Origin of the sequence: Pelodictyon phaeoclathratiforme BU-1 (genome assembly GCF_000020645.1) — a bacterium.
Classification (GTDB): Bacteria; Bacteroidota; Chlorobiia; order Chlorobiales; family Chlorobiaceae; genus Chlorobium; species Chlorobium phaeoclathratiforme.
In genome coordinates this window covers 1,672,340-1,692,779 of record NC_011060.1, presented here as the reverse complement: position 1 = coordinate 1,692,779, position 20,440 = coordinate 1,672,340, and the positions used below count along the sequence as shown (strand labels likewise).

Annotated in this window: 24 protein-coding genes and 1 pseudogene; 19 read left to right on the top strand and 6 right to left on the bottom strand. The window is 47.3% G+C overall.

The features are described from left to right. Positions 1–468: 468 nt before the first annotated feature. The 8 genes from PPHA_RS07940 to PPHA_RS15585 all read left to right on the top strand — a co-directional run bounded on the left by PPHA_RS07940 (position 469) and on the right by PPHA_RS15585 (position 5,980). Positions 469–1,251 (top strand): type I restriction endonuclease subunit S, encoded by a 783-nt coding sequence (locus PPHA_RS07940; RefSeq protein ID WP_223293882.1) that lies wholly within the window; start codon positions 469–471, stop codon positions 1,249–1,251. Next, complete coding sequence (locus PPHA_RS07935; RefSeq protein WP_223293881.1) at positions 1,248–1,514, top strand: addiction module protein; 267 nt, start codon at positions 1,248–1,250, stop codon at positions 1,512–1,514. Before PPHA_RS07940 ends, PPHA_RS07935 begins: the two co-directional genes overlap by 4 nt. Positions 1,515–1,618: 104 nt before the next feature. Continuing rightward, on the top strand, positions 1,619–1,975 hold the full coding sequence (locus PPHA_RS07930) for a hypothetical protein (RefSeq protein ID WP_012508329.1): 357 nt from the start codon (positions 1,619–1,621) through the stop codon (positions 1,973–1,975). Beyond that, entirely contained in the window at positions 1,972–2,514 is a 543-nt protein-coding gene (locus PPHA_RS15100; protein WP_083765317.1) for a restriction endonuclease subunit S, read from the top strand. Before PPHA_RS07930 ends, PPHA_RS15100 begins: the two co-directional genes overlap by 4 nt. Continuing rightward, on the top strand, positions 2,481–3,239 hold the full coding sequence (locus tag PPHA_RS15095) for a restriction endonuclease subunit S (protein WP_263053204.1): 759 nt from the start codon (positions 2,481–2,483) through the stop codon (positions 3,237–3,239). Before PPHA_RS15100 ends, PPHA_RS15095 begins: the two co-directional genes overlap by 34 nt. Further along, positions 3,236–4,291: a hypothetical protein gene (locus PPHA_RS07920; RefSeq protein WP_012508328.1), complete on the top strand. Its 1,056-nt coding sequence runs from the start codon at positions 3,236–3,238 to the stop codon at positions 4,289–4,291. Before PPHA_RS15095 ends, PPHA_RS07920 begins: the two co-directional genes overlap by 4 nt. Positions 4,292–4,603: 312 nt before the next feature. Continuing rightward, a complete protein-coding gene (locus PPHA_RS14625; RefSeq protein WP_012508327.1) occupies positions 4,604–5,569 on the top strand; it encodes a putative phage abortive infection protein in 966 nt (321 codons plus the stop codon). 252 nt (positions 5,570–5,821) lie between these two features. After that, positions 5,822–5,980, top strand: a complete 159-nt coding sequence (locus PPHA_RS15585) for a DUF4062 domain-containing protein (RefSeq protein WP_223293880.1) — start codon at positions 5,822–5,824, stop codon at positions 5,978–5,980. On the opposite strand, the gene PPHA_RS07910 is transcribed toward PPHA_RS15585, so the two are convergent. From PPHA_RS07910 to PPHA_RS07900, 3 genes are all read right to left on the bottom strand, one after another. Continuing rightward, positions 5,961–6,347: a helix-turn-helix domain-containing protein gene (locus PPHA_RS07910; RefSeq protein WP_223293879.1), complete on the bottom strand. Its 387-nt coding sequence runs from the start codon at positions 6,345–6,347 to the stop codon at positions 5,961–5,963. The genes PPHA_RS15585 and PPHA_RS07910 overlap by 20 nt on opposite strands. A gap of 10 nt (positions 6,348–6,357) precedes the next feature. Further along, positions 6,358–6,660, bottom strand: a complete 303-nt coding sequence (locus PPHA_RS07905; protein WP_011745527.1) for a type II toxin-antitoxin system HigB family toxin — start codon at positions 6,658–6,660, stop codon at positions 6,358–6,360. Between the two features lie 140 nt (positions 6,661–6,800). Then, on the bottom strand, positions 6,801–7,148 hold the full coding sequence (locus PPHA_RS07900) for a type II toxin-antitoxin system Phd/YefM family antitoxin (RefSeq protein ID WP_223293878.1): 348 nt from the start codon (positions 7,146–7,148) through the stop codon (positions 6,801–6,803). 165 nt (positions 7,149–7,313) lie between these two features. Here PPHA_RS07900 and PPHA_RS07895 point away from each other — a divergent pair, with 165 nt between their 5' ends. From PPHA_RS07895 to PPHA_RS07880, 4 genes and pseudogenes are all read left to right on the top strand, one after another. Beyond that, entirely contained in the window at positions 7,314–7,568 is a 255-nt protein-coding gene (locus PPHA_RS07895) for a toxin HicA (protein ID WP_012508324.1), read from the top strand. Further along, on the top strand, positions 7,568–7,780 hold the full coding sequence (locus PPHA_RS07890; RefSeq protein ID WP_012508323.1) for a type II toxin-antitoxin system HicB family antitoxin: 213 nt from the start codon (positions 7,568–7,570) through the stop codon (positions 7,778–7,780). The genes PPHA_RS07895 and PPHA_RS07890 overlap by 1 nt, the downstream gene beginning before the upstream one ends. A gap of 60 nt (positions 7,781–7,840) precedes the next feature. Next, positions 7,841–8,056: pseudogene (locus PPHA_RS15090) on the top strand (hypothetical protein); the annotation flags it as partial. Beyond that, positions 8,001–8,489, top strand: coding sequence for a M48 family metallopeptidase (locus PPHA_RS07880; RefSeq protein WP_083765315.1), 489 nt, complete (start codon positions 8,001–8,003; stop codon positions 8,487–8,489). The pseudogene PPHA_RS15090 and the gene PPHA_RS07880, both read left to right, overlap by 56 nt. 4 nt (positions 8,490–8,493) lie before the next feature. Here PPHA_RS07880 and PPHA_RS07875 read toward each other — a convergent pair whose 3' ends face one another. After that, on the bottom strand, positions 8,494–9,255 hold the full coding sequence (locus tag PPHA_RS07875) for a SagB/ThcOx family dehydrogenase (protein ID WP_012508321.1): 762 nt from the start codon (positions 9,253–9,255) through the stop codon (positions 8,494–8,496). A 416-nt stretch (positions 9,256–9,671) separates the two neighbouring features. On the opposite strand from PPHA_RS07875, the gene mntA reads away from it, so the two are divergent. The 6 genes from mntA to PPHA_RS07845 all read left to right on the top strand — a co-directional run bounded on the left by mntA (position 9,672) and on the right by PPHA_RS07845 (position 16,519). Continuing rightward, a complete protein-coding gene (gene mntA, locus PPHA_RS07870; protein WP_012508320.1) occupies positions 9,672–10,070 on the top strand; it encodes a type VII toxin-antitoxin system MntA family adenylyltransferase antitoxin in 399 nt (132 codons plus the stop codon). Then, complete coding sequence (gene hepT, locus PPHA_RS07865; RefSeq protein WP_012508319.1) at positions 10,055–10,471, top strand: type VII toxin-antitoxin system HepT family RNase toxin; 417 nt, start codon at positions 10,055–10,057, stop codon at positions 10,469–10,471. Before mntA ends, hepT begins: the two co-directional genes overlap by 16 nt. A 29-nt stretch (positions 10,472–10,500) precedes the next feature. Further along, positions 10,501–13,695 carry an NACHT domain-containing protein gene (locus PPHA_RS07860; protein ID WP_012508318.1) on the top strand — a complete coding sequence of 1,065 codons (3,195 nt, stop codon included), beginning with the start codon at positions 10,501–10,503 and terminating at the stop codon, positions 13,693–13,695. Positions 13,696–13,896: 201 nt separating this feature from the next. Continuing rightward, positions 13,897–14,262 (top strand): DUF1801 domain-containing protein, encoded by a 366-nt coding sequence (locus PPHA_RS07855; RefSeq protein WP_012508317.1) that lies wholly within the window; start codon positions 13,897–13,899, stop codon positions 14,260–14,262. A gap of 145 nt (positions 14,263–14,407) precedes the next feature. Next, positions 14,408–14,941 carry a hypothetical protein gene (locus PPHA_RS07850; RefSeq protein WP_012508316.1) on the top strand — a complete coding sequence of 178 codons (534 nt, stop codon included), beginning with the start codon at positions 14,408–14,410 and terminating at the stop codon, positions 14,939–14,941. 114 nt (positions 14,942–15,055) lie between these two features. Then, positions 15,056–16,519: an aminoacyl-histidine dipeptidase gene (locus PPHA_RS07845; protein ID WP_041526778.1), complete on the top strand. Its 1,464-nt coding sequence runs from the start codon at positions 15,056–15,058 to the stop codon at positions 16,517–16,519. A gap of 52 nt (positions 16,520–16,571) precedes the next feature. Here PPHA_RS07845 and PPHA_RS07840 read toward each other — a convergent pair whose 3' ends face one another. After that, entirely contained in the window at positions 16,572–16,799 is a 228-nt protein-coding gene (locus PPHA_RS07840) for a hypothetical protein (RefSeq protein ID WP_012508314.1), read from the bottom strand. 348 nt (positions 16,800–17,147) lie between these two features. Between PPHA_RS07840 and PPHA_RS07835 the strand changes: the two genes are divergently transcribed. Continuing rightward, a complete protein-coding gene (locus PPHA_RS07835) occupies positions 17,148–18,062 on the top strand; it encodes a DUF1848 domain-containing protein (RefSeq protein ID WP_012508313.1) in 915 nt (304 codons plus the stop codon). Here the strand turns inward: PPHA_RS07835 and PPHA_RS07830 are convergent. Further along, a complete protein-coding gene (locus tag PPHA_RS07830) occupies positions 18,040–20,307 on the bottom strand; it encodes a heavy metal translocating P-type ATPase (RefSeq protein ID WP_012508312.1) in 2,268 nt (755 codons plus the stop codon). The genes PPHA_RS07835 and PPHA_RS07830 overlap by 23 nt on opposite strands. Positions 20,308–20,440: the final 133 nt, after the last annotated feature.

Here is a 20,440-nt window from a genome sequence, read left to right as displayed (position 1 = left end):
AGGGATCTTGGACTAAAATCATAACAATTTCAGGAATAACATGTTGCCGGAGATGTTTTTATGGAACTCCATATAAGTGATGAAAAAAACAAAAGAACTTCTTTCCGAGGTTGTAGTAGAGCTTTTAAAGACAAAGAAAAACTAGTTGTATGATGTTATAATAGAAGCTTTAGAGGATGTTGGTTTGGCAAATGCCATCGCTGAAGGGAGGAAGAATGAATTTGTATCAGAGGATGAAATTTTTTCCATTCTTGATGGCAATTCGAAGTGAATATTATCTTCGACACCTTTTATCGTATCCGTGCAGGGGATTACAGAATAGGGATAGAATACGCTGCCGACAAACTTGTTTTTACCCGTATTTTGCACAGGAAAGACATTTATAAAAATTTCCCATAACAGGCAAATTGCTGGAGTGGATTCTTGAAGTGCTTGAGGCGTTGCTTTGGGAAAATCCCTGACGAAATCATGAAGCGGGCATTCGGGAAGCGCCAGATGCTGCTTGTGCACTACACCGGCAAGCCGCTCATCGATAACTATCACGTCTACCAGCACCTGATGGACTACTGGACAGAGACCATGCAGGACGACTGCTACCTCATCGCCGCCGATGGATGGAAGGCTGAAACTGCCCGGGTTCTGGTGAAGAACAGCAAAGGGAAAGAGGTTGACAAGGGGTGGGCCTGCGAACTCGTGCCCAAACCCCTCATTGTTGCCCGCTACTTTGCCAGATTTCAGGAAGCCATCACCGGGCTTGAGGCTGAACTGGAAAGCCTCACCGCACGCATAAGCGAGCTTGAGGAGGAACAGGGCGGGGAAGAGGGAGCTTTTACGGGATTGGACAAGGTGAACAAGGCAAATGTCGCTGCCCCCCTGAAAGAGATCAAAGGGGAGAAGGATGCCAAAGAGGAGGCCGATATCCTCCGTCAGTGGTTGAAACTTTCAGGAGAAGAAGCAGATATGAAGAAAATGCTCAAGGAGGCTGAAGCCAACCTTGACGCGCTCGCTTATGCCAAATATCCAAAGCTGAGCGAAGAGGAGGTAAAAACGCTGGTTGTTGACGACAAATGGCTTGCCACAATCGCCGCAGCCATTCACGGCGAAATGGATCGCATCAGCCAGAACCTCACCCGCCGGGTAAAGGAACTTGCCGAACGCTACGAAACGCCCCTGCCAGAAGTTAACAGCAAGGTTGCCGAGCTGGAGGCAAGGGTGACTGCGCATCTTAAACGGATGGGGATGGAGGTATGAGCACATCAACAAAAATTTTATCAACCCCCAAAAAAAAGTTTTTTATGACAATTGCTGAATTAAAAGTAAAACCATTTGCAGAAAGATTGCAGCTTATGGAAGACTTATGGGAAACATTAAGCAATGAAGATAATAATCTGCAATCACCAGCATGGCATCAAGAAATTCTTGAAGAAAGAATGGACTTGATTAATACAGGTCAAGCAGAGTATGTGACCATTGAAGAATTAAAAAAAAGAATACAGCCCGGAGAGTGCAAATAATTATTCCGCAAAATATTGATAGACATGAGAAATTGCAATGATTATTTATCTGAACCATTGCAGACACAAAACCGGATGAATATGTCAAAGATGGTGAAAACCGGATGGGTACAGCAAAAAAATCCACAGCGGATCTTCAGAGCATGGCAGACAGTATCTTTCGCAGTGGCAACGAAGACTTTATCAGCATGACGAATATACTCGAAGCTATGGACGGAGAGTTTTTTATATCAGATTGGCTGAGAAGCTGTAATACTGGCGAATTTCCTGCTATTCGGGGATCGGCGTTTAATTATGGCGAATTTGCCATAATTAAACGCAAAGCGGGCATCAGCAGCCACAAAATCAGCAGCCACGATTTTCATCCTGGCATTTTCTTCAAGCTTGATATGTGCTTCAGGCCGGAGTTTAAACCTGTCGAATTCAACGTTATTAGAATTGAAATAGAGGTGCAGGCATGAGCGCAGAGGTGAAACCCGGTTACAAGCTGACCGAGACAGGGGTGATTCCTGAGGATTGGGATGTTATGACTCTTGGTACCGTATCTGAGATGTCTTCTGGCACTACGCCTTCTCGCTCGTTAATGGATCGATATTATAAAAATGGTTCGATTGCGTGGGTCAAGACCTTAGACTTGAACAATTCAGATATTTGTGAAACTGATGAATGTGTCACAGATTTAGCACTGAAAGAAACATGTTTGAGAGTTAATGCAACAGGAACGGTGCTTGTTGCGATGTACGGAGGTTTTAATCAGATCGGAAGAACCGGATTACTCAGGCTCCCTGCTGCTGTAAACCAAGCCATTACTGCGATTCACCCTACAAAGGGTAAGTTGCTCTCTGATTATTTAATTCGCAATCTCAATTACAGGATTGATTCTAGAAACGAGTGGCAAGCAGCAGCCGAAAAGATCCAAACATCACAAGTAAGGATATTAGGGATTTTCCTGTCGCTTGTCCAAAGTTGCATGAACAAGAAGCAATTGCCGAAGCCTTGAGTGATGCAGACGCCCTCATTGAATCCCTTGAACAACTCATTATCAAAAAACGCCAGATCAAACAAGGCGCCATGCAGGAACTGCTCACCGGCATAAAGCGCCTGCCCGGTTTCAGCGGGGAGTGGGAGGTGAAGCGAATAGGGGATTTAGGTTCAATATTTGGTGGCCTTACAGGTAAGACAAAATCAGATTTTGGTGTAGGAGCGTCTCGCTATATTACCTTTATGAACATCATGGCCAACGTTGTGATCAACTGCGATACATTTGAACAGGTAAATGTTGTCCCAAATGAATATCAAAATCGTGTTATGAAGGGTGATCTTTTCTTCAATGGTTCATCAGAGACGCCAGAAGAAGTTGGCCTGTGTGCGGTTTTGAATGATGAATTGCACGATGTATATCTGAACAGTTTTTGTTTCGGATTTCGTTTCCGAAGTGGCGCTGAAAATGATGGACTGTTCTGTGCTTACTATTTCAGGAGTAATGAAGGTCGTGAGCTAATAAAATCATTGGCACAAGGCGCCACTCGATACAACTTGTCCAAGACTGCATTTTTGAGGCTTACCACTCCTTTTCCTCCTTTTGCAGAACAAATCGCCATCGCTAAAGTGCTTTCTGATATGGATACCGAAATTGATGTACTGAAAGAAAAGCTTGCCAAAAATCAGCAGATAAAGCAGGGAATGATGCACAATCTTTTAACCGGAAAAATCCGACTTGTATGAATAGCAACTATACTGAAAAGTCCCTTGTCTTGGTTATTGGCGCAGGGGCAAGCAAAGAGGTGAATCTGCCTGTTGGTTCTGAATTGAAAAAGCAAATAGCAAAGGTGCTCGACATACAATTCGAACACTACCAGAAAAAAAGTGGTGACGATATTATCAGTGATTCTTTTAGGATTCTGGCTACGGATGGTAATATCAATCCATATTTGGGAGCGGCATTTCGGATTCGCGATGCAATGCCTCAAGCTATTTCTATTGATAATTTTATTGATTCACACCAGTCAGATGAAAAAATATCAATTTGCGGAAAGTTAGCTATTGCTCGATGTATTCTTACTGCAGAGTCTAAAAGTTTGTTAAAAATTGATCGCAGTAACATTTATAATAAACCTAATTTCTCGGTTCTTGAACTAACTTGGTTCAACGCATTTTTTCAGCTATTGACCGAGAACTGTCAGCAAGATGATCTTCCAGAAAGATTGTCAAAAGTTGCGATAATATCCTTCAACTACGATAGATGCATCGAACACTTCTTGTTTTGGTCAGTCCGAAATTATTATGGTATGACGGCCAAAGAAGCAAGTGAGGTTCTGACTCATTTAGAGATACATCATCCGTATGGAATGGTTGGAAAACTTCCTTGGCAGCAGGGTGCGCACGAAGGATTTGAATTTGGTGATACCCCTACTCCCAAGAAACTATTGTCCCTCGCAGGAGAACTTCGGACATTCACTGAAGGAATTGATCCTACGAAGAGCGATATTTCAGCAATACAGGCAGCTTTATCTACTGCCCAACGAATTGCGTTTCTCGGTTTTGCATTTCATCGCCAAAACATTGAATTGCTTTTACCTGGTCAGAACATGGGGGGAAAAGAAAGGAATTGTCGAGTTTATGCAACTGCCTACGGAATATCATCTCCAGATATTCGGCTCATTAAACAGGATATCATCAGTCTTGCTGGAATATCTGATGAGCACATATATGTTGAGATTGGTTTAAAATGTTCGGAATTGTTTAGCGAGTTTTGGCGGAGTCTCTCACTTCAGTGATTGTTCATATACTGCTCGTGCAGGTCATGTAGTTAGCGTTGTTTGTGTATTGATATTGTTTCGAAAAACAGAAAATGAATCTTGCTAAAGATCAATAACTTCATTAGGGATTTATGTTCAATTAATATGCATAATCCAATTATTATGATCTGCGGCTATACGTTTTCGATTTATTGTATCATATTTTAAGGTATAAAATATTGGGCTGTATAAATTTTAACATAAAAAAATAATAATTGTCAATTTGGTTTTACTATGCTGAAAGATTTGATTGTCATTGAAGTTGGTATCTATAATCTTATTTAATCGCAAATGACATTATTCTTGGCTTCGAAAAAGCACATTACTAAACCTGCTGAGCAGAATTGGTTTAGAAAGTATTGGATAGAAATCTCTATTTTGCTTTGTGGCCTTATAGCAATGAATTTGATTGTTTTTGCAGATGCATTTCGTGCTACAGATACGATTAATCCTTTAGGAGCTAGTCAATTAGGTGATTTTGTTGGGGGATACATTGGCACCTTTTTAGCTCTTGTAAGTGTTGTACTACTTTCAGCAACATTGAAGAGTCGGAGTAAATCTGCTGAAATATTAAGCTTCGAAACGAAATACTTTGAACTGTTACGACTTCACAGAGATAATGTTGCCGAACTTGAGGTTTCGGGTATAAGTGGTAGACAACTTTTTGTTGTACTTATTCGCGAGTATAGATGTGCGCTTGATCTCACAAAACATGTTGCAAGTATTCACAATATAACGCTTACTCAACAACAACGTGCTCATATAGCCTATCATTGTTTGCTTTTTGGGACAGGGCCGAATTCATCACGAATGCTTTTGAAATCGTTGGAAGAATTCGATAATGACTTTGTTTGTGATTTAGAAAATCAACTTAATAATGAAGAATTAAAAAATAGTGTCCGGCTTGAAAAGAAGCTTACATATGTTCCATTCGAAGGCCATCTTTCTCGTTTAGGTCACTACTATCGTCATTTGTATCAATCCATCAAGTATGTAGATCAGCAGAATATTAATATTGATAAATATGAATATGTTAAAACGATTAGAGCACAATTGTCAAACCATGAGCAGGCATTGCTTCTTTTGAACAGTTTATCTCCAATTGGTAACAATTGGTGGAAACACAATTTTATGCTTGAATATCGAATGGTGCAAAACATTCCTCGTGAGTTCTTTGACCCAAAGGATGAACTTGATATTTCATCGTTATTTTCAACAGGTTACTTTGAGTGGGAGGAAGTACAATGTGCATCCTAATCTTTTGCTTTTTAGTATGTCATCTATTATGGTTTTTTAACAATTGATCGGATATGGGAGAGAGCAAGTACATCGAATTGAAGGAGTTATATTTAGATGAGAGCCTTAAACAAACTTGTAGTAACTCGAGAATTAAAAAGTTATAAGTTCATATTAACCTCCGATGAAATAGATTTGAAAATTTGTCAGCAGCGTTCAAAAAGAGTTCTCAACTGAACGTGAGTTACTGCGTGATTATTTGCGGGGTGATTGATGCTGCGATTTTTTGAGCCTTGTTTGTTTGACGATATTCCTGCTGCCGACCGCAGGGCTGATGAACTCTATCTTGCTGAAGTTGAACAGTGCGACATCTATCCCGGCTTGTTCGGTAATGAGTATGAATATGAATATACTATGATTTTTCAAGGATAAACTTTGGATCAACCCCCAAGGTTTTATAAAGCCGTTTGGCCAGTTCCATATTGACCTTGCGCTTGCCATGCATCACCTCCGAAAGGCGTGTATCACTGATTCCCAGCAGTTTTGCCATGTCCTTCCGTTTCATTTTTTTTTCAAACATCTTGAGTTCAATCACATCAGGCAACGTTTCTGGTTTTTTTATCACCAGAGGCATTGGCATAACAACATGGCGATCCTCGTAATCTTCAATTGCTTTTGCCAGTTCAGTAATTTTGGCATCGTTAGTCGCGTTTTCTCCATCACTGAAAGCATTCATGAATGATTCTATCTCCCTGAGCGCTTTTTCATATTGTGCCTTGCTGACGATTTTCATTGTCATTTCTCCTCGTTTATTGCTGTTCAATGGTTGCCGGGTCAATGCTATCATAGGATTTATGGGTGCCTATAAACTTGATGAAGACCGTTCTTGAAGAAAATCGAATTCTTGCAACGATCCGGTAATGATTTCCTTTTATGTTGAAAACATACCGCTCATTCGCGATATAGTCTGCCGACAGAAACATGGTTTTCAGGTCAGCGTGGTTTTGCCAGTCCGCAGCTTTTACCCTGGCATACCATTCATTCAGAGCTGGTATTGCATCCGGGTATTTTGCGCCGAAACTGTTTAAAGCCGATTTTTTGATAATGACCATACAGCTCTTCCCTTGTTTTTTATAATACCATAATCGAAAATATTTTACATTTTTCAAAAAAATCATCTCGATAAGGCCCTTGGCAAGGTCTATTATACTACGCTTATGACGTATTACGCTTTTTGCCTGTTTCGGAGTGGTTATTTTGATCGTTTGAGCTCTATTCCGGAATTTCGGAGCGGTGAGTTATGAAAAAAACTTGAGAGTGGCTCGTCCGGCTTGCGAACATTGATTGCCTTGTTGTATTCGTCAAAAGAGATAACCACCGCAGAAGGCTTGCCATGCAGGGTAATAGCCTGTGGCCCCTCATTGTTGGCGTTGCGAACCACTTCGCTCAAATGATTTTTTGCATGTTGCAGTTGCCATGTTTTCATCTTCTTCCCATCGGTTATCGTCTGATCGTTCTGGCTATTATAGACAGAATCGAGGAAAAGCTGGCAACTTCTTGACAATATTTCATCCTCGCCAGCTCCTTGCGATTCAGGCAACTTTGAACGCGAGACGCAGAACCGTGTTATCGCCATGTTCACGAGCGAGCTCGGCGACTGGAGTGATCGGTCAGGCTGTGTATTTTTCTTGTGCTTTTCCTATCGAAAGATTCCTTAACTTCATTGATGATTTATTCTTATTCTTCAGGATTAATCGGATAATCGATGGGAAAATACGAGAAACTTATCTTGAAGATATTGAGCGGTCAGTCTGACACGAATATCCCTTTCGATGATTTATGTAATCTCCTTCAGGGAACAGGTTTTGTCATGCGCATTCGTCGAAGCCATCATGTTTTTCGCAAGGAGGGAATCGAAGAGAAGATCAATCTGCAACGTGAAGGCAACAACGCTAAACCATATCAAGTCAGGCAAGTGCGATATCTTATATTGAAATATCAACTTGGAGGTAAACCGTGATGGATAAATACGAAATTATTATTTTTTGGAGCGAGGAGGATCAATTGTTTATTGCGGAGGTGCCTGAACTTCCTGGTTGTATGGCCCACGGTGATTCTCACAATACAGCACTTATAAATATCGAGGAGGCGATAGCGTTATGGATTGCTACCGCCAAGGAATTTAATGATCCTGTTCCCAAGCCTAAAGGGAGAAGACTGCTCTTTGCATAAGGAAATTCACCGAATCAGCCAATCTATACATGCGACGCCGTCCATCATGCCCCATCGCCTTATGAAGCCGATATGCGTCATCTGATCGACACCTACATTGAAGCCGATGAGCCGAGGAAGATCTCTCCCTTTGATGATATGCCGCTGCTTGAGCTGATTGTGAAATCCGGCATTGCAGAGGCGATCAAGATGTTGCCCGAGGGGATAAAAAGCAGCAGGGATGCCATTGCTGAAACCATTGAGAACAATGTCCGCAGCAAGATCATTAAAGACCATCCGGCTCTATGCCATTTCACGGATCGGGTGGATAAAAAAACAACAGGCGAAGCTCAGCGCACAGGAACGCGATACGCCGCGTGAGTATCTGAACCGGGAGAGCCATTATCTCTGGGGCAAGCGCTACCTGCTCAAAATCATTGAAAGAGAAGCCCCTCCCTTTGTTGACCTGCAGCACAGCACGATACTTCTCTACATCCGGCCAGAGGCAGGTCAGGAAAAAAAACAGTTGGAACTTGACGAGTGGTATCGGAAGTTGTTGAAGAAGGCCATTTCTGAGCTTGTTTCGTCATGGGAGAAAAAGATTGGAGTGCGGGTCAATGAGGTCGGTATCAGGAAAATGAAAACGAAATGGGGCACCTGTAACAGAGAAGCAGGGCGAATCTGGATCAACCTTGAGCTGGCCAAAAAGCCTGAGGAGTGGGGGTATTGAGCAGTCACTGTTTTTTACCGACGGGTGCAAGGTAGATGGTGAATTCATCCTCTCCGTCGATTTTGAGCAGGTTGTCCATGGCGATTTGGTCGTAAGCGGCGATAGCGCAGGTGCCAGCGTCGATGGCTTCGCAGGCAAGGTAGAGGTTCTGGCAGAGGTGGCCAGCGTCAAGGGCGATGACCTTGTGGGCGGCGAGACCGTATCGCCACTCCATGCGGTAGGGGATGGTGGTCCAGATGAAGGTGACGGCAGCCTCTCCGGTGAAGGACTGGCCGAAGGCAGCCTTCGTCATTTTTCGTTCCAGATTTTCAACTTCGAATTCAAAGATGAGGTGATGTTCAAGAGGAAGGTATCGGTAAATGCCTTTTTCAAGTCCGGTGACATTCAGCACACAAAGGTATGTTTCAAAGGCGTGGCGGCATCCGGCGGAAGGTACTGTCCTCAGGGCGTGACCGGAATCGAGTTTGAGTTTGACCCCCTGGGTTGCCCAGAGAAGGAAAGAGAGTTCTTCAAGGGTGAGGGGAGAATCGCTGTATGTGCGGCAGCTTTGCCTTCTCATTATGGCCGTTCGGAGGTCGATCCGTCCGATATTATTCAGGGTTTCAATTTTTGGCAGCTCGATCTGTTTTTTTTCGGGCGCATAAGGCTTTTCGATCGGTGGAGGTGGAATCCGGCGGTTCTGGTCTGTCAGGGAGAAGTCGACTCTCTGGCGGATGGTGTCTTTGAGAAAGAAGCGGGACTCTTCAAGGGCCGTTTTGTTTGTCATGCTCTTTTCCATATACAGTTATAGTCAATTATTTCCGCTGCATCTGTTTTGTTCATTGCTGTATGGTACTGATGGTGTAGTCAATAGCGCGTGCATAGGCCGCTTACCAGACGTCCAGCTTTTTTCCAAGATACGCACCTTTGTCCATGAATTCCGAAAACTTACCGCCGCAAATACTTGCGTTGGTCTCTTTCCTCGCTCGTCACCTTTATGCGAGCATTGACGGCTTGGGAGGTAACCGTCTGACCATTATCGGCAGCTCTGAACGCTAAATCCGGGAGGGAGTTATAAGCTGTTAAGGAATCCGGCAAAATCAATATATTCTGTAACCAGAGAATTACACGGTTATTGCAGAGTTGCTTGAGCTGCCGGGCCGAGGGTACAGGGAAAAAATCAGGGATATACACACAAAAAGCATGATGACTGAGAGTATCGACAAACAGATCCGCCAGGTGCTTGAACGGCACAGCGCCATTCGTCTTGCGTTGTTGTTTGGCTCGCTGGCTAAAGGCACGGCCCGTTTTGACAGTGATCTTGACTTGGCAGTCGGCGCCGATCGCCCGCTTGGTGTTGATGAAACCATCGAACTGATTTCAGACTTGGCAACAGTAATTGGACGCCCTGTTGACTTGATTGATTTGTCAACCGTTGGTGAGCCCTTGCTGGGCCAGATTATCGCCGGAGGAACGAGAATCGTTGGCAGTGATACGCTCTACGCTGAGCTGGTGCTCAAGCATCTTTATAACCAGGAGGATTTTGTGCCCTATCAAAGAAGAATTTTGCAAGAGAGGAGAGAGGCATGGATTGGTCGTTAATTGAACAGAAGCTTGAGTCTTTGCGCCGCTCAATCCAAAGGGTTAAAGAGAAATGCCCAAAAAATGCCGCTGCACTGGGTTCCGATTACGATGCTCAGGATATTCTCTCCCTCAACCTCACCCGAGCTGTTCAGATGTGTGTGGATATTGGAACACACCTTGTTGCTCGCAGTGAGTATCCCCCTCCTGCTACCATGGGAAAAACGTTTGATATTTTATGTGAATCCGGAATAATCACTGCTGATTTAGCCAATCGCCTGAAAAAAGCGGTAGGATTTCGTAACCTCGCGGTTCATAACTATGAGTCCATCAATTGGGCAATCGTTTTTGCTATTGCCACAGCACACCTTCAGGATTTTGAAGAGTTTGCCAAAGCAGTTGTACGTCTGAACGATAAGTAATAACAGAGTAACCTTAACCGACAAGTACGATGCCTGAGGCCGGAATACGAAGGGTGAAAATTCTTGTTGCTTCACCGGGTGATGTTGAAAGGGAGCGAAAAATTGCTGTTGAGGTTATTCAGGAATGGAACATCCTCAATGGCGGTGAGCAAAAGATGGTGCTTGAGGCGGTGCTTTGGGAAAAACATGCTGCGCCTGAAAACCGGGGAGAGGGTGAGGGGCCCCAAGAGCCGATTACTCGACAGATTGTTAATGGCTGCGATTGTGCTATCGGTATTTTCTGGAATCGCATAGGAACACCCACACAGAGGGCTCCGGGAGGGGCCGTTGAAGAGGTTCAGAGGATGATGACCATTCTGAAAAGACCGGTTATGCTCTATTTTTCTGATATGCCAATTGCGCCAAGCAAGATTGATGATCAGCAAAAAGCTCAGCTTAAAGAGTTCAAGGCGGCAATGAAGGTCGATGGTCTGGTTTGGGAATATGATACCATAGAGGACTTTCGCACTGATCTGTCCCTTCACCTCGACATACAGATTCGCAACTGGTTCTGCACACCCGGATCTGTGGTGACGAAAGAACCCATACCAGCGAATGAAGAGTTACGCGCTGATGAAGCTGATTTAGATCTCTACCACTCCATAGTGAAAGAGGAGTTGGGCTATATTCGTATGCTTGGCATGCCGGGTATCGAGAGCATCAAGGTAAACCTCAATGAGGAGACCTTTGTGCCACTGCGCCTTTCCAAAAACCAAAAGGAAGACTCCTCTTCAAAACACCAGGAGGCCCTTGAGGAGCATGAAGGGGATGCTCATATCCTCTATCCTGACGAAATCATGAAGCGGGCATTCAGGAAGCGCCGTATGCTGCTTGTTCTCGGTGACCCAGGCGCTGGCAAAACTACCCTTCTCAAGTATTATGCCTTGTGTGCCCTTGAACAGAGTTCGAAGCTCGGATTTGCCGTCACTCCAAAGCTCTTCTATCTGCCACTCCGTGAACTTGTCCGTGACAAAACAGGCAACAATTTCGACTCCCTTCCCGCAAATCTTGAAAGTTGGGTTGCCAGACACCATCACACCATTCAAACGCCTCTTTTCGATAAATGGCTCAGGAGTGGCGTCTCTCTGGTGCTGTTTGACGGGCTCGATGAAATCAGCAATACCAGGGAGAGAAAAGAGGTCTGCCGATGGATTGACCGCGCATGGAGCGGCTTTGGAACGGCCCGCTTTGTGGTTACCTCGCGTGCAACCGGATACCGCAAGGAGGAGGGCATAGAGCTTGAAGTTGATCACGAACGGGCCGATGTGCAGGATTTTACTCCAGTGCAGCAGGAGCGGTTTTTACGAAACTGGTTCACCGCAGCATTCCTGAGGGATCCTCGTGAAGAGGGGGATGACGAAGCAAAGTGGGAAGCGAAGCAGAGGGCAGATGCCGAGAGGCGAACCACAACAATGGTTGCCTATCTCAACATCGAAAAGAACAAGGGTTTGCGTCAGCTCGCCGCCATACCCATGATGTTGCAGATCATGGCCATTCTTTGGAAGGAGAGGGATTTTATGCCGGAAAACCGTCTGAAGCTCTATGAGGCCTCACTCGACTATCTGCTTGAATTTCGCGACAAACGGCGCAATATCAAACCGCTTCTTTCAGCGACCCATGCCCGGCAGGTTCTCGCTCCCGTCTCACTCTGGATGCAGGCAACCCTCCAAAAAGATGAAGCCCCCAGGGCCGATATGCACACTGTCATGCAGGAGTGGCTCGACACACTCAATACTTCAGAGAGTTCTCCTGATGCTGCAACATTTTGCGATTATCTGGTCAAACGTGCCGGTCTGCTGGTTGATTCGGTGGGCAAAGAGTACCTTTTCCGACACAAATCATTTCGTGAATACCTGGCAGGAGTTCAACTCAAGGAGGATCGCCCCTATGAGCAGCTCCAAAAACTGGTAACTCATTTTGGGGAGGACTGGTGGAGTGAGCCGCTCCGCTTTTTTATTGCATCGGTTGATGCATCTGTCTTTGACGCTTTTATGGAAAAGCTTTTCAACTCCCCGCAGAGTGAAGAGCTGAGCGTAAAGCAGCAGTTGCTGCTACAGACAATCATGGAAGAGGCGAAAGGGCAGAAGGTTGATGCCTTCTGTAAAAAACTGCTTGACCCTGAAACCACAGCAAACCGTCAGCGGGTGATTCTCGACTGTCTCAAAACCATCAGGAAATCCGCCGCACTCAATCCGTTGGAGCAATTCAGGGCGCTGAAACTGGCAAAAAACAGTGATGTGGCCAGTCGTGCTGAAGGGGTGATTCTTGCCCTGGGAGGTATTGCGCTTCTTTCTGAAACTGAAGAGTCGGGGAGTGGCAAAACAAAATCATACCGTAATCCGAATGAAGAGCGTGCAGAATATATCCTGATTCCGGGAGGCCGTTATCTCTACTCGGTAACAGAAAAGGAAGAGCGTGTTGAAGATCTGTACGTTGCCAAATATCCGGTAACCAACAGGCTCTACCGCACCTTCATTGCCTCGTTGCAGGCAACAGGGGCTGGGAATACCCGATTCAGTGCAGAGCTGGAGAGGATTGCAGATGAGAGTGTTTGGGGTGCCGGGTTTGGCGATTATCTTAAGGAAGGCAAGAACAAGTTTTCCCTTTTTTCCCGTGACAAGTACAACCTTGCTGCACTCTTCCATTCGAAGTTTGATGAAGATCGTAAATTTGGCGGAGAGCAGCAGCCGGTTGTTGGTGTTACCTGGTATGACGCCTGCGCTTACTGCCTGTGGCTGTCGATGGCTGAAGGGAGGGAACGGAAGTATCGACTTCTGAGTGAGGTTGAGTGGGAGTGGGCCGCAGGAGGAAAACAGGGAACAAGTGGCGAGAGAGTGCGCCCGTATCCCTGGCCGGAAGAGAGGGGGAGGGCGAAACGAACATCAACACTGCTTAATTGTAATCAGAATGTTGGCGCTACAACACCGGTGGGCAGTTATCCTGACGGAGTTACTCCCGAAGGGCTTTACGATATGGCGGGCAATGTCTGGGAGTGGTGTCTTGACTGGTATGCAGAAAACGGCACATTCATAAATCCACTCCTTTCTGAAACCGGTTCGTACCGTGTAATTCGTGGCGGGGGCTGGGACGACAATGCCAAGAGCTGTCTGTCGGCGTTTCGGGGCGGTAGCCCCCCCGGCAACCGGAGCAACAATGTAGGCTTTCGCCCTGTTTTCGTCCCGTAGTTAGTTAGCAGCTCATTCCGGACAATCAACAAAACCCACCGCAGGTGGTACGATGATTGGAATCAATATATTGCATTGATCCGCCAGTTGCTTGAACAGCATAACACGATTCGTTTTGAGTTGTTGTATGGCTTATTGGCAATAAAATTGAACGCTCTGTTACTGTAATTGCTTTGTCAACCGTTGGAGAACCTTTGCTTGATGATGAGTGATAATAAAGTTGAGCGCCTGCTGGAGGAGCTGCAGATCATGAATCCTGCAGGATACGAACTGGTTCAGGCGGCAAGGCAGGTTGTTTACAGCGTCGTGCCGAACGCCTCGGAGCGGGTGATGTATGGCGGGTTCATGTTTTCCGGGGGTGAGCAGTTCTGCGGCGTCTTTGCATACAAGGAGCATGTAAGTGTCGAGTTCGGTCGCGGGTGCGATCTTCAGGATCCGCATGGTGTGCTCGAAGGCAGCGGAAAACTGCGAAGGCACATCAAACTCTTCACACCAACCGACATAAAGGCGAAGTTCCTTGAGCTGTATGTCGATGCTGCCCACAGGCAATGTGATATCTTCTCCTGAAAGAGTGCCCACCCCTCTTCTGCGTTGATTTTATTTACCGGTTTCTGATGAAATTGCTCATGCCGGAATCTGTTTTGCGATGGCTATCTTGTGAAAACAGTTTTGCCGGTTTTGCGGACCATTCATCAAGTCATTTATAATTTTTATGGAAACCAGTGCTTCGAGGGAGCTTCTAACCGATCTTTTTGAGGAATATGTTCAGTGGTATTCGACTCTTGCCGAGGAGCACGGCACCCTGCCTCGCTCGATTTCAGGTGTTGCCGAAGATGGACGCCAGTTTCTCTTTCTGCTTGACGCTCTGGAACTGCACCACATGGTGCGCAACAAGTTTGTCCGATTCGTGCTTGACGAGTTAACCTCCGTGGCTTATGCCTATGGGTCGCTCGATATACGCGGAGAGAGCGATGAGGGAGAGTTGGTGGAGCTGCTTGATATTGTGGCCGCCGATGCGGAGCACTATATCATGGGGAGCTGGCAGGTGATACGCTCTCAGGATGGCAGGGTGACCGATCTGCTGCATCGGGGCAGCAGTGAAGGCGACGATACTGAAAAACATCCGGGGACATGGTTTCTGACCGGTTCCATCCGTTTTTCGGAAATCGAAAAGGCCAGATATGGCGCTCTCCTCGAAGAGGCGAAACCGCAAATCATCTTCAAGGAGCGGAATGCTGCGGAGTGATATCATGGAAGAGAGAGCGGACAATCGCCTTGCATCTGATTGGCCGGGTGGTTGCTGCCTGCATTGCAAACGTGGAGGGGTCGTAAACAGTGTATTCAGGGGAGAGCATGGATGATGAGTAACTATATCAGGGAGTTGCATCCGCAGGATTTATGGAACAATTTTTACCGTTTGACCCGGATTCCTCGTCCTTCAGGGCATGAGGAAAAAATCAGGTCGTTCATTGCTGATTTTGGTAAGAATCTTGGGCTGGAAACCAGCGTTGACGAAGTGGGAAATGTCATCATCCGGAAGCCTGCAACTGCAGGAATGGAGATGTGCAAAGGGGTCATCCTGCAAGCCCATCTTGATATGGTGCCGCAGAAGAACAGCGGCACGTTGCATGATTTTGAAAATGATCCGATTGAAACCATTGTTGATGGCGATTGGGTGCGTGCCTGCGGTACTACTTTGGGGGCCGATAACGGTATTGGTGTAGCGGCTGCCATGGCAGTGCTTGAAGCAACCCTGCTGCCGCATGGCCCCATTGAGGTGCTTTTCACCAGCGATGAGGAGAGAGGTATGAGCGGAGCCATCGGGTTGAAGCCCGGTCTGCTCAAGGGCGAGATTCTGCTGAATCTCGATTCGGAAGATGATGGTGAACTCTGTATCGGTTGTGCTGGTGGCGTCAACGGGACAATGAGCTTCAGTTTTAACGGAGAAGCTGTTCCGGCTGGTTATACAGGGTTCAGCATCACGGTAACCGGGTTGAAGGGAGGGCACAGCGGCGTGGATATTCATCTGGGTCGCGGCAATGCCAACAAGATCATGAACCGCATCCTCTTTGAAGGTCATGCACGCTGTGGATTGCTTCTGGCTTCAATTGATGGCGGAAGCCTCCGTAACGCTATTCCGCGTGAGTCGATAGCCACGGTAGCGGTTCCTGTCGCCGGGGTGGAGAGCTTTCTTGATGCTCTCTCCGTAGTGAGCGGGAAGATCAAAGATGAGCTTTCATTGACTGAGCCAGCGCTTTGCATTGAAGCGATTCCTGCTGAAACCCCGGAGATGATTATTGAAGAGCCTGTTTTTGTCAAGCTGCTCAAGGCGGTTTATGCTTGCCCGAATGGGGTGATGCGCATGAGCAGCGAGATGGCTGGACTGGTTGAAACCTCCACGAACCTTGCGATTGTTCGATCGAGCCATGCTGCTCTTACCATTGAGTGCCTCCTCAGAAGTTCGGTGGATTCTGCGCGTGAAGAACTTCAGGTAATGATCAGCTCTCTTTTCGATCTGGCCGGGGCGCGCTCGCTATTCGACAAGGGATATCCTGGTTGGAAACCCAATCCTGATTCACCGATACTGAAGAAGATGCGGGAAATCTATATCGCATCATTCGGGAAAGTTCCTGAGATAAGGGCAGTTCATGCTGGTCTGGAGTGCGGGATTATAGGCGGCACCTATCCTGCGCTCGATATGATCTCTTTTGGTCCGACCATTCGTTATCCACATTCTCCGGATGAAAAGGTCAATATTGCATCGGTGCGGAAGTTCCGGGATTTTCTTCTGGAGATACTCGGCAAGGTGGCAATCGAAAGGTAACCTCACCTTGCGACTTGTGGGGCAAGGTGAGGTTATTGGGAAGAACGGCTGTTTACTTTTTCGGGGTTATAGCTGATGTAACGGCTGTTGAAACGCCCTGGATGATCTGAATGGCCGTGTTTGCTGTGCTGGTGATGATTGTTGCGCAGAGATCGGTGCAGGTCTGGACGATCGAAGTAGCTGAAGCGACCCCGTTAGCCAGCGTGTCAGCAATATTCTGTGCCAGAGTGCCAACCGCAATGAAGAGGTCGGAAAAGACGCCACCGTTTTCGTTTGCCATAATGGATATGTGTTTAAGGGATAAGGGAAGTTGTGCTTGCAAAAATCTGTTGTGGTTCTTCCGTTTTGCTGCATGGCTGAAAATGGTGTTGATTTTCCATTCACGCAGTTATCGACGGTAAATATAACATAATTGCACGAAGGAATACAGCGTCTGATTTCAAAGAATTTTCTCTTGCATGTTTTTTTTATCGGTCTTACCCTTGAGTGGTGAGATCTTGTTTTGGAATTTTCTGCACAGGGAGCCTCGGATGAGCCCCTTTTCTTATGGGTTGTATATGTTGTCTCCCTCTGCTGGTAAGTACACGATATCAACAACGTCCCCAAATTGGAATACAAATTGGAATATATGATTATCAGTGCGAGCAGGAGGACGGATATTCCGGCGTTTTTTGGTGAGTGGCTGGTGAATCGCTTGAGGGCGGGGGAGGTGCTGGTGCGTAACCCTATGCAGTCGAAGCAGGTGAGCAGGATTTTGTTGACTCCTGAGCGTGTCGATGCTCTCGTTTTCTGGACGAAGAATCCTGAAAATTTTCTCTCATCTTTGCCGGAGATTGATCTTTTGGGGTACTCCTACTATTTTCTTTTTACGCTGACGCCCTATGATGCTACGCTTGAGCCTGGCGTTCCGGATAAAACAAAGATGGTGGAGCTCTTCAGGCAGCTTTCACGACTTATCGGCCCTGAGAGGGTGGTATGGCGGTACGATCCGGTTGTGTTGACCCATCGATTTACTCCTGCCTGGCACACAGCGGCGTTCAGCCGACTTGCCGGAGAGCTCTCTGGCTCTACGGAGCGCTGCATTATCAGCTTTCTTGACGATTATCGTAAAATCAGGAGCCGTATGCGCCCTCTCAACTATACGTTGCCTGACAAGGGGTTGATGGGTGAGCTGTCGGGCCAGTTTGCTGCTGACGCCGCGCGAAGTGGTATCACGCTCTATACCTGCAGTCATGATATTGACCTCTCCTCTCATGGCATCATGCACAGCCGCTGTATTGATGCCGCTCTTGTTGAGCAGATCTCGGGCCGTAGCGTGTCGCGGCGGGTTAAAAAAGCAAAAAGCCAGCGCCATGCCTGCGGATGTGTTGAGAGTCGCGATATCGGTGGCTATTCAACATGCACCCATGGCTGCCTCTACTGCTATGCGGTTTCCAGCCAGGAAAAGGCCTGCTCCAATCGTCGGCTTTATGATCCTCTCTCGCCAATGCTCTGTGATCATCTGAGGGGAGACGAAATCATTACGACAGCTTTATCCTCTTGAGCCGCAGCGAATTACTGACTACCGACACGCTGCTGCCTGCCATGGCAAGACCGGAAAAGACCGGGTTCAGGAAGATGCCCCATACTGGGAAGAGTGCTCCGGCGGCAAGGGGAATGCCGATGCTGTTGTAGATAAAGGCCCAGAAAAGGTTCTGGCGTATCACCCGCATGGTGGCGCGAGAGAGGGTGATGGCTTGTGCCACCTTGTTGATGTCTCCCTTGAGCAGGGTAATTCCGGCGGATTCCATGGCTACATCGGTTCCCGTAGCCATGGCAATGCCTACGTCAGCCTGCGCCAAGGCAGGGGCGTCGTTGATGCCATCTCCGACCATCACCACCTTCTTGCCCAAAGCCTGTAACTCCCTGATCTTTTGCGCTTTTTGCCGTGGTACCACTTCGGCGATCACCTCATCGATGCCGACCTGTTGCGCCATGTACTTTGCGGCTGCGTGGTTGTCACCGGTCAGCATGATGACCCTGAGCCCTTTGCGGTGCAGCGCCTGAATGGCCTCTTTTGCCTCCTCCTTGACGGTGTCGCTCAAGGCAATCAGCCCCTTGCAGATGCCGCTCTCTTCAATGATGACCACCGTCTTTCCCTCTTCCTGCAGCTTTTGAAGTTCGGGTAACTTTTTTTCACTCTCAACCGGTTTACGAACAGTTACAGAGCGGTTTTCGATAAATGCCGACACGCCAATCCCTTCGAATGCCCTGAACTTTGTAATCTCTCCCGGAGTGAGGTTTTGCTTTTTTGCAGCCTCTACAATTGCCTCGGCAAGCGGATGTTCCGAGCGCTTTTCTACGCTTGCGGCCATCTGGAGCAGGGAGGCCGGTGTGGACTCTTTGTGGAGTACGATGATATCGGTGAGTTGCGGATTGCCGGTTGTGATGGTGCCGGTTTTGTCGAAAACGATGGTGTTGACGGAGCTGAGCTTTTCAAGGCTTTCTGCGTTGCGGATAAGGATCCCGTATTCAGCCCCTTTGCCGATGCCGACGATGATGGCTGTCGGTGTCGCGAGCCCCAGCGCACAAGGGCAGGCAATCACCAGAATGCCAACCATGCCCATGATGCCGTAGGAAAGTGCGGCTGAAAATCCAAGAGCGGAGGAGCCTATGGTCAGCCAGATGAGCAGTGTGAGCAGGGCAAGAATCAGAACCACCGGCACAAAGATACCGGCGACCTTGTCGGCAATCTGCTGTATGGGCGCTTTCGACCCTTGGGCCTCTTCGACCATCCTGATGATACGTGCAAGAACGGTGTCCGGGCCGACGTTTGAGGCGGTGAAGGTGAATGATCCCTGCTTGTTGATGGTTCCTCCGATCACCTTGTCGCCAGCTTTTTTGTCAACTGGTATGGACTCGCCGGTCACCATGGATTCGTCAATGGAGGAGTAGCCCTCTGCAATCGTGCCATCGACCGGGAGCTTGCCGCCGGGTTTGACGATAACGAGGTCGCCTCTTCTGACCTCTTCGACCGGAATTTCAATCTCTTTTCCCTCTCTCAAAACAAGTGCTGATTTTGCCTGGAGATTGATCAGTTTTTCAATGGCCTCTCCGGTCTTCAGCTTTGAGCGGGCTTCAAGATATTTGCCGAGCAGGACAAAGCCGATCACCACAATGGTTGTGTCAAAATAGGTGTAGTCAGGTGCGTGCAGGAACGCTTTCACCGGAGGGATGAGGGTGATGAGTGCGCTGTATAGGTATGCCGTCACGGTTCCGATACCAATGAGTGTGTCCATGCTTGCGGCGCCGCTTCTGACAAACATCACAATTCCGTGAAGGAAGGGAGCGCCTGTGCGGAAGACCATCCATGTTGAAATGAGCATGAAGAAGAGGTTCAGAAGCTCCATGGAGAGGGGCAGGTGCGGAATGAGGTGGAAAAACATAGCAGCGATACCCCACATCATAAGGAAAAATACCAGCAAGGCAACAGGCAGGGTAAACTGCACTTTTCGTAATTGCTTGTGAAGCTCCCTCTCTTTTTCTGCTCTCTTTTTTGCAGCATCAGAAACCACATCTCCTCTTTCTGTCGTCGGTTGCTCCGCTTCAAGGGAGTAGCCGTACTTATTGACAATCTCATTCAGCGCTTCGGCTGTCAGGCTGTTGTTGTCGAACTCCAGTTTTGCTGTTTCTGTTGCAAGATTGACATTGACCTCTGTAATGCCTTCAACCTTCGAGAGCTTCTTGGTGATGATGGCAGCGCAGCTCGCGCAATGCATCCCCTTTACGGTGTAACTTTTGGTCGTCATGGAGAAGGTTTACCTGATATTGATTTCACCACGCGGCTTTGGTGAAGAGCAGTGTGTTTGTTGAACCTCCCTGAACCAGGCCTTGAGCGGTTGTTCAGCATCGGAGTGCCCACTCCGGAACTGAACCAGATGT